Annotated in this window: 9 protein-coding genes; 5 read left to right on the top strand and 4 right to left on the bottom strand. The window is 71.5% G+C overall.

Annotated features, from left to right (window positions below; genetic code table 11):
- Window positions 1-513: NAD(P)-dependent oxidoreductase (locus tag E1264_RS15540; protein ID WP_279490767.1), on the top strand; the 513-nt coding region annotated here is incomplete at its 5' end.
- Here the strand turns inward: E1264_RS15540 and E1264_RS15535 are convergent.
- The 3 genes from E1264_RS15535 to E1264_RS15525 are packed head-to-tail and all read right to left on the bottom strand — an operon-like array spanning window position 510 to window position 4,336.
- Entirely contained in the window at window positions 510-1,757 is a 1,248-nt protein-coding gene (locus tag E1264_RS15535; protein ID WP_132173987.1) for a cytochrome P450, read from the bottom strand. The genes E1264_RS15540 and E1264_RS15535 overlap by 4 nt on opposite strands.
- A gap of 47 nt (window positions 1,758-1,804) precedes the next feature.
- Entirely contained in the window at window positions 1,805-2,557 is a 753-nt protein-coding gene (locus tag E1264_RS15530; RefSeq protein WP_132173985.1) for a crotonase/enoyl-CoA hydratase family protein, read from the bottom strand.
- 12 nt (window positions 2,558-2,569) lie between these two features.
- Window positions 2,570-4,336, bottom strand: coding sequence for an acyl-CoA dehydrogenase family protein (locus tag E1264_RS15525; RefSeq protein ID WP_132173983.1), 1,767 nt, complete (start codon window positions 4,334-4,336; stop codon window positions 2,570-2,572).
- Between the two features lie 29 nt (window positions 4,337-4,365).
- On the opposite strand from E1264_RS15525, the gene E1264_RS15520 reads away from it, so the two are divergent.
- Window positions 4,366-5,154 carry a PaaX family transcriptional regulator C-terminal domain-containing protein gene (locus E1264_RS15520; RefSeq protein ID WP_207935939.1) on the top strand — a complete coding sequence of 263 codons (789 nt, stop codon included), beginning with the start codon at window positions 4,366-4,368 and terminating at the stop codon, window positions 5,152-5,154.
- A gap of 6 nt (window positions 5,155-5,160) precedes the next feature.
- Here the strand turns inward: E1264_RS15520 and E1264_RS15515 are convergent, their stop codons facing one another.
- Window positions 5,161-5,829, bottom strand: a complete 669-nt coding sequence (locus E1264_RS15515; RefSeq protein ID WP_132173981.1) for a lysophospholipid acyltransferase family protein — start codon at window positions 5,827-5,829, stop codon at window positions 5,161-5,163.
- Between the two features lie 178 nt (window positions 5,830-6,007).
- Here E1264_RS15515 and E1264_RS15510 point away from each other — a divergent pair, with 178 nt between their 5' ends.
- The 3 genes from E1264_RS15510 (at window position 6,008) to E1264_RS15500 (ending at window position 8,504) form a co-directional block, all read left to right on the top strand.
- On the top strand, window positions 6,008-7,000 hold the full coding sequence (locus tag E1264_RS15510) for an ABC transporter permease (RefSeq protein WP_132173979.1): 993 nt from the start codon (window positions 6,008-6,010) through the stop codon (window positions 6,998-7,000).
- Window positions 7,001-7,109: 109 nt separating this feature from the next.
- Window positions 7,110-7,784: a TetR/AcrR family transcriptional regulator gene (locus E1264_RS15505; protein WP_207935938.1), complete on the top strand. Its 675-nt coding sequence runs from the start codon at window positions 7,110-7,112 to the stop codon at window positions 7,782-7,784.
- A gap of 105 nt (window positions 7,785-7,889) precedes the next feature.
- Entirely contained in the window at window positions 7,890-8,504 is a 615-nt protein-coding gene (locus E1264_RS15500; RefSeq protein WP_243710948.1) for a response regulator transcription factor, read from the top strand.
- The last annotated feature ends 40 nt before the right edge of the window (window positions 8,505-8,544 follow it).

Here is an 8,544-nt window from a genome sequence, read left to right as displayed (position 1 = left end):
CTCGCCGGGCGGACGGTCGGGTTGCTCGGTGGGGGTGAGATCGCGACGCTGCTGCGCGGGATGCTGGAGGCGATCGGCGCGCGAGTGCTGTTCACGTCGCGGCGGCCACGGGTCGATCCGGCCTGGCGGGAGTTGGACGAGCTGCTCCGGTCAAGTGACATCGTGTCGGTGCATGTGCCGTTGACGGACGATACCCATCATCTGCTGGACGCCGAGCGGCTCGCGTTGTTGCCGGAGGGCGCCATTGTTGTGAATACGGCGCGCGGGGCGGTGATCGATGAAGCCGCGCTGGTGGCGGCACTGGAGTCGGGGCGTCTCGGCGGGGCCGGGCTGGACGTGTTCGAGACCGAACCCGTCAGCGCGGGCAACCCGCTGATGGCGCTCGGCAACGTCGTCGTCATGCCGCATGTGGCGTGGCTGACGCGTGAGACCTGGGATCGGTATTTCGCGGTCGCGGTGGAGAACTGCCGGCGGCTCGCTCAGGGTGAGGAGTTGCTGCATCGCGTCCGCTAGCTCAACGAATAGCGGACGGGGAGGCGTTTTAGGCCGCCTACGAATGTTGTCGCTATGCCGACGGGTTCTCCTGCCAGCTCTATGGATTCCAGACGGGGTAGAAGTTCCTCGAAGAAGGCGCGTAGCTCGATGCGGGCTAGTGCCGCGCCTAGGCAGTAGTGGACGCCGAAGCCGAATGCCAGGTGCTTGTTCGGGTCGCGGCCGACGTCGAAGCGGAACGGGTCGTCGAAGACGTCCTCGTCGCGGTTCGCGGACGGGTAGGAGAGCAGCAGCGCGTCGCCCGCATGGATCTGGACGCCGCGCAGTTCGGTGTCGTGGACGGCGGTGCGCATGAACTCCTTGACGGGCGTGACCCAGCGGATCATCTCGTCCACGGCGAGCGGCATCAGCTCGGGGTTCTCGCGGAGCCGGTCGAGCTGGTCGGGGTGCTCGATCAGCGCGTGCAGGCCGCCGGTGATGGTCGCGCTGGTGGTGTCGTGCCCGGCCGTCGCGACGATGACGTAGTAGGACGCGGTGTCGAAGTCGTTGAGCGGTTCGCCGAAGACGCGCGCGTTGGCGATGGCGGACGCGAGGTCGCCGGTCGGGTTCTTGCGGCGCTCCTTCGTCAGCTCCTGGAAGTAGGCGAAGAACTCAAGCAGGACTTCGAGTTTCTCCTCCTCGGACGCACCGCGCCGGTATTCGTCGTCGTCGCCGCCGAACAGTTCCTGCGTGAGCTTCAGCATCCGGTCGAAGTCGCTTTCGGGCAGCCCCAGCAGCGAGAGGATCACGTACAGCGGGAAGTTCGCGGCGATCTCTCGCGCGAAGTCGCATTCGCCGCCCGCCTCCGCCATCCGGTCGACGTAGCGGCGGGCGAGTTCCCGGACGCGGGGCTCCAGATCCCGCATCGCCCGGGGCCGGAACCAGTCGGCGCCGATCGCGCGGAAGACGCGGTGGTCGGGGTCGTCCATGTGGACGAGGGTGCGCAGGGCGATGCCGTCCTGGGCGCGCTGGCGGTTCAGCTCGTCGAAGCGGGCGGTGGCGAGGAGCGGGCGTGGGGCGTTGAGGAACCGGTCATGGTTCCGTTCGACCTCCATGATGTCCTCGTGCTTGGTGACGGCCCAGAACGGGTTGTAGCCGGGCGCGTCGACGCGGTGCACCGGGGACTCGCGGCGCAGCAGTGCGAGCGCCTCGTGCAGGCGGCGGTCGTCGGCGTAGGTCTTCGGGTCGGCGATCGCGAGTCCGGCCTCGTCCACGGTGAGCGTCATGCGTCGGCTCCTGGGTCGGTTCGAGCATGTCTCCGGTAATGATCAACTTACTCGCCCGGACCGCGGCGCTGCGCGAATCTCGCGGCGCCCTTGACCGCGTCCTCCAGCGATCCGAGGCCGTGCCGGTGCTCGACGGCGATCGCCTCGTCGTCCGGCAGGCCCTCCGTGTCCAGGACGGACAGGCGGTCGCTACGCAGGCATGCCTGGGGGAAGGCGGCCAGTTCGGCCGCCAGCTCTTCGGCCGCGCGACGGGACTCTCCCGGTGGGACGAGACGGTTCGCCAGGCCGATGCCGAACGCCTCTGCGGCGCTCACCGGGCGGCCCGTGAGGATCAGGTCCATGGCGCGGCTCGTGCCGATCAGTCTGGGGAGGCGGAACGTCCCGCCGTCTACCAGCGGGACGCCCCAGCGGCGGCAGTAGACGCCGAACGTCGCGTCTTCCTCGACCACGCGCAGGTCGCACCAGAGCGCGAGTTCCAGCCCGCCCGCGACGGCGTGCCCGGCGACGGCCGCGATCACCGGTTTGGACAGCCGGAGCCTGGTGCAGCCGAGCGGAGCGTCCGCCGGGGGCGGGTCGACGCGCGGGCTGGTCTCGGTGCCGATCGAGGTCAGGTCGGCGCCGGAGCAGAACGTCCCGCCGTCGCCCCACAGGACGGCCACGCTCGCGGTCTCGTCGGTGTCGAAGGCGCGGAAGGCGGCGGCCAGTTCGCGGGCGGTCGGGCCGTCGATGGCGTTCCGGGTCCCGGGACGGGACATGATCACCGTGGTGACCGGGCCGTTCCGTTCGGTTCGCACCGCCACCTGGGCCTCCGGTCAGTCGCGGGTGTCGATCAGGGCGCCGTCGGCCAGGTCCTTGAAGCGTTCCTGCTCCTCTGCCGGGCCGTCGATGCCGCGGAGCGGGCCCGCGTCGGCCAGGCGGGAACGGGCGTAGAGCCGTGCGACGAGCGCCTTGCGGTCCGTACCCGTGTCGGCGCGTTCCCACCCGGCCTGTTCCAGGAGCAGTGCGGCCGCGTAGACGTCCGCCATGTATTGGGCCAGGGGGTAGAGGCGCGCCTCGGCCACGGTTCTGTCCAGGCCGCGCCACCTGTTTATGGCCTCGCGGAGGCGGGCTATGCGGTCGGTGACCAGGTCGGCGGTCGCGTCGTCGCCCGGCGGGGCCTGCTGGACGGCTTCGGTGAGGCGGTCCAGGAACGGTTCGTGCGCGTCCTGGCGTTCGATGGCGCGGCGGACGTCCAGGCACAGGATGTTGTCGCCACCCTCCCAGATCGGGTTGACCTGCGCGTCCCGGAGAATGCGCGCGACCGGCCACTGCTCGATGTAGCCGTTCCCGCCGTGGATCTCGATGGCGTCGCTCGCGGCGGTGACGCCGAGCCGTGCCGCACGCAGCTTGATCAGCGCGGGGCCGACGCGCAGCCTCGGACGGCCCAGGTACCCGTCGAACACGAGTGCCTGGACGGCCTCGGTCTCCACGATCAGCTCGGCGAGCTTCCGCCGCATCAGCGGCTGCTCGGCGAGCGGCGCGCCGAACGCCTCGCGCGTGGTGGCGTAGCAGAGCGACTCGACCAGGGCGCGGCGGGCGCAGCCCAGGCCCATCATCGAGATGGCGAGACGGGCGTTGTTCGTCAGTTCCATCATGCGGGCGAGGCCCTTGCCGTCGCCGCCCTGGCCCGCGCTTGAGGACGGGGCCAGCAGGAACGCCTCCGCGTCCGTGAACTCGATCTCCGCCGATGCCACGGAGCGCGTGCCCAGCTTGTCCTTGAGGCGACGGATCCGGACGCCGTTGCGCGAGCCGTCCCGCCGCTCCCTCAGGACCAGGAACGGCGCGATCCCGCGCACGCCGTCGTCGGCCACTACGGGCTTGGCCAGCACGACGAACGCCGAGCCGTTGGCGTTGGACGCGAACCATTTGAGCCCGTTGAGCCGCCAGGCGTCGCCGTCGCGGGACGCGGTGGACTCCAGGGCGCCCAGGTCGGAGCCGCCCGAGCGCTCGGTGAGCATCTGCGCGGCCTCGCCGGACATCTCCCCCTCCGCGAACAGCTCCCGCACCCGCGCCTTGACGTCGTCGGGCGCGAACTGCTCGGTCAGCGCGACGACCATGTCGCCGCCGGTGCCGAGCGCGCACGCCATGCCGATGTCGGCCTGGTCGAGGAGGTAGCTCCAAGCCACGCCGAGCGGCGCCGGGTCGACGCCGTTCGCCGCAGCCTCCGCGACGAAATCGGGACGCGTGAAGGACGTCGCGACGAGGTCCCTGCGCGCCGCCTCGAACGACGGCGGCATGACGACCAGGCTGATGTCGCGTCCCCACCGGTCGTACTTCTCCAGGCGCGGCGGGTTCCGGTCGGTCTCCTCGGCCCGCTCGGCGATCGGGCCGCCCATCAGCGCGCCCATCTCGCGCAGCCGCGGCTCGGCCCAGCCGAAACCGTCCCCGAGGTGGCGGCGCATCAGGAAGCGCAGCGTGAGGTCGCAGTCGTACCAGTTGAGGCCGACAGCCCCCTGGTAGCGCTCGGTCGCGTACCGGCGCGACTTCTCCGCGCTCCCGAACGGAAGCCGGTCGAACGGCTCGGTCAGATAGGACGCCATACCCTGACATTACGCTCCAGCTTCATGTGATGGAAGACTGTAATCTGGGGAGCCTCTCCACCGACCCGGATAAAGTCTCGACCAGCATGGAAAGCCTGGAGATCCGCCCCCTCACCGCCCGCTCCGTCGTGCTGAGCACGCTCCTGGGAGTCCATCCGCCACGGCTCCCGGCCCGCTATCTGGTCCGCGTCGGCGACCTGTTCGGGATCGCCGAGGGAACGATCCGGGTCGCGCTCTCGCGGATGGTGAATTCGGGCGATCTCGTCCAGTCCGGTGGCTCGTACTCGCTCAGCGAGCGCCTCCTCGAACGCCAGGCCCGGCAGGACGAGAGCCGCCTGCCCCCGGCCCTGCCCTGGGACGGGACGTGGGAGATCGCCGTCATCACCGCCGAGCGCCGTCCCGCAGGAGAGCGGGCCGCGCTCCGGCAGGCCATGTCCGCGCTCCGGCTCGCCGAGCTGCGCGAGGGCACCTGGCTGCGCCCGTTCAACTTGACCCGGTCGCGTCCCGACATCGTCGATCGGCAATGCACGTTCCTGCGCGGGCGCCCGGAGGAGGAACCCGCCGCGCTGGCCGCCGACCTCTGGAACCTCGACGCCTGGGCCGCCAAGGCGCGCTCCCTCGGCACGTCCCTGACGGAGGCCACCGCGATCGCCGAGCGCTTCACGCTCGCCGCCGCCGTCCTCCGCCACCTGATGAACGACCCGCTCCTCCCGGCGGAACTGCTCCCGGCCGAGTGGCCCGGCCCGGCGCTCCGCGCCCAGTACGAGCAGTTCGAGAGGGAGTTCGAGCAGCTCCTCACCGAGCACGTCCTGACGTGAGCGGTCCTATTCGTCGTCGGCGCGGGGGTTCAGGGTGCCCGCCCATTCCAGGTCGGACAGCTTCCAGATGGCGTCCATGACCTCGTCGGTGATGACGCGGCGGGCCTGCCCCGGCGGCAGGTCCTTGTAGCGGGAGAAGTCCATCGGCTCGCCGAAGCGGACGGTCGGGCGGACGTTCAGGCGGGGGCGCCACGTCCCGAGCGGGATGATGCGGTCCGTCCCGCCGAGCGCGACGGGGACGACCTTGGCCCCCGACTTGAGGGCGAGCCACGCCACGCCCCGCCGTCCGAGGTAGAGGCGCCCGTCCGGGGACCGGCTCCCCTCCGGGTAGATCGCGACGCCGCCGCCCGCGTCGAGGTAGCCGACCATCTGTTCCAGCGCGCGGACGGCCGCGCGGGTGGGGCCGCGCCTGATCGGGACGTTCCCCAGCGCGAACATGGCCCACCGGATCGCCCGTCCGGCCGGGCCCGGCAGCTCGAAGTACTCGGCCCGCGCCAGCCACCACAGCCGGCGGGGGATGACGGGTGACAGGACGAAGCTGTCGGCCATCGACAGGTGGTTGCTCGCCAGGATGAACGGCCCCTCCGCCGGGATGTTCTCCCTGCCCTCGACCCGCGGGCGCAGGAGCAGGCGGAGCAGCGGCCCGACCGTGTGCGACAAGACACCGTAGTACACGCAGCCTCCCGTGACTCGGCGCACCGGGGACCGGGTGCGCGATGCCGAATCTAGGAAGCCTCGCGCCGGTTCGCATCCGCCATGTGACCAGCCTCATGCACGCGCCCTAGTAATTAATCGAACGAGCGATTATTTTAGATGTGCAGCCAGACGCGGCATCGAGCAAGGAGGCAGAGCGATGCATGAGAAGGGCAAGCCCATCGCCGTGATGGTGGTGGTGTCGCTGATCGGACTGATCTTCACGGGGTCGTTCCTCGGGGCCCTGCACCACCTGGAGCCGCACGACGTGCCCGTCGCCGTCGTCGCGCCGGAGGCCGCGGTCGACCGGCTCGGCACGATGATGGACAAGAAGGCCGACGGCGCCTTCGACCTCACGGCCTACAGCGATGAGCAGAAGGCGCGGGATGCGCTTCTGGAGCGCGAGGTCGACGCGGTCTTCGTCCCTGGGCAGGGCGGTGCGAAGCTCGTCCTCGCGGGGGCGAACGGGAAGATCGAGCAGGCCGCGCTGACCGCGGCGTTCCACGGGGTCGGGCAGGCCACGGGGCAGCAGGTCACGGTCGAGGACGTCCGGCCGCTGCCCGCCGACGACAACAACGGCGTCTCCGCGATCTTCTTCGTGATCACCACCGTCATCCCGGCCGTGATCCTCGCGGTCATGCTCGCGGTCGCGCTCCCGAAGGCCGGTGCCCTCCAGCGGCTCGGGCTGCTGGCGGCCGGGTCGATCGCGCTCGGCGGGGTCAACGCCTGGGTCGCCGCCGGGCTGACCGGCGCGCTCGCCGGCGCCCCGCTGGAGCTGTGGGGGCTCGGCAGCCTGCTGGTGTTCGCGGTCGCCTCGTTCGCCGCGGGCGCGCTGCGCGTCGCGGGGCCGCCCGCCCTCGCGCTCACCGCGCTGGTGCTCATCCCGATCGGCGTCCCGGCGAGCGGCGGACCGATCGGCCCGCAGTTCATCCCGCAGTGGTTCGCGGCGATCGGCGAGTGGCTGCCGGTCGCGGCCGCCATCGAGGCGGTGCGGAACACCATCTACTTCGACGGCAACGCGATCGGGTCGCCGCTCCTCGTCCTCGCGGTGTGGGCCGCGGCCGGGCTCGCGCTGGTCCTCGTCCCGGCGAAGGCGCGGCAGCTCGCGGGCCGCAACCACGGCGCCGCGACGGAACCCGCCGCGAGCTCATGAGGGAGGACGCCACCGCCGAAGGCAGGTCCACCGGGCAGACCGGTGGACCTGTCCGGCACGCTGCACTTGTAATACGAACGGGTCAGGTGGAACGGGGAGGGAGCGAGCGGTGTCGATAAGGCCGGAGGGGCAGGCGCGGCGGCGGCCGGGGCGTCCGCCGAAGACGCAGGCCGGGGACACCAAGTCCGAGCTCGTCGAGGCGGCGCTGCGGCTCTTCGCGCAGAAGGGGTACACGGGCACCTCGATCCGCGCGATCGCCCGCGAGGTCGGGCTGAGCGAGAGCGTCCTCTACGCGCACTTCGCGAGCAAGCAGGACATCTTCGAGGCGGCCGTGGCGAAGCTCGGGCCGCAGGGGCTCGTCGCCGGACAGGAGAGCCTCGGGCAGGAGCTCGCCGACCGCGACCCGCCCGGCTACGTCCGCGCGCTGGTCAGGCACGTCCTCGACGCCTGGGACTCGCCCAGCGGGCGGCTGTTCATCAGCCTGATGGTCCGGGACGGGCTCGTCCACCGGGCCGCCCTGGGCGACACGATCGCGCGGTCCATGGAGGAGACGGGCACGCTGTTCCAGCAGTGGATCGACGCGGGCTGGATCCCGGAAGACCTCGGACGTCCCGCCGACCTGGCCTGGGCGCTGTTCGGACCCATCGGCCAGGCGCGGCTACTGTGGTTGCACGCCGACGCCGCACCCGAGGAACGGCGGGACGCCCGGGAACGGGCGCTGCGCCACACCGAGCTGTTCATCAGGGCGGTCTTCCGCGAGCCGCGGACGACCCCGGCCGGATGATCGTGGAGGACGTGATCATCGATGACGGGTTTGAACGGTGACGTCAGGCGGCCGCCGGCGGACACCCCGCCGCTGGGCGCGGGGCCACTAGATACGGTTCCTACCGTGCCCGAAACGATCCGGATCCTGCTGGCGGAGGACGTCGCGCTGCTGCGCGGCGCCCTGGCCGGGCTGCTCGGTCTGGAGCCCGACCTCGAGGTCGTCGCGGAGATCGGCAGCGGCGACGCGATCATGAAGGCGGCGCTGCGGCACCGGCCCGACGTCGCCGTCCTGGACGTGGACCTCCCCGGCGTCGACGGCGTCACCGCCGCCGCCGAGCTGCACGAGCGGCTGCCGGAGTGCCGGGTGCTCATGCTGACGGGCCTCGGGCGTCCCGGCGACCTGCGACGGGCGCTGGACGCGCACGCGAACGGGTTCGTCCTCAAGGACGTGCCGCCCGCCGAGCTGGCCGCCGCGATCCGCCGGGTCGCGGCGGGCGAGCAGGTGGTCGACCCGCAGCTCGCGCTGGTGGCGCTGCGGCAGCCGGAGAGCCCGCTGACGCCGCGGGAGGCGCAGGTGCTGCGGCTGGCGGCCGAGGGCGCGGACGTGGACGACATCGCGCTCGCCCTCAGCCTCACGGTCGGGACCGTCCGCAACTACCTGGCGAGCTGCATCACCAAGCTGAACGCCCGCAACCGGATCGACGCCGTCCGCATCGCCGGAGAGTTCGGCTGGGTGTGAGCAAGATCCATGTTTGGGGCGCGTATGAGAAACGCATGGG

The sequence above is a fragment of the Actinomadura sp. KC216 genome (genome assembly GCF_004348535.1).
Taxonomy (GTDB): domain Bacteria; phylum Actinomycetota; class Actinomycetes; order Streptosporangiales; family Streptosporangiaceae; genus Spirillospora.
Note: the sequence above shows the minus strand (reverse complement) of the source record. Positions and strands in the feature narration are given on the sequence as shown.

Bases quoted from the DNA above. Each gene is read 5' to 3' on its own strand.
- E1264_RS15520 (WP_207935939.1), top strand. From the start codon at position 4,366: ATGGAAGACTGTAATCTGGGGAGCCTCTCCACCGACCCGGATAAAGTC.
- E1264_RS15510 (WP_132173979.1), top strand. From the start codon at position 6,008: ATGCATGAGAAGGGCAAGCCCATCGCCGTGATGGTGGTGGTGTCGCTG.
- E1264_RS15535 (WP_132173987.1), bottom strand. From the start codon at position 1,757: ATGACGCTCACCGTGGACGAGGCCGGACTCGCGATCGCCGACCCGAAG.
- E1264_RS15525 (WP_132173983.1), bottom strand. From the start codon at position 4,336: ATGGCGTCCTATCTGACCGAGCCGTTCGACCGGCTTCCGTTCGGGAGC.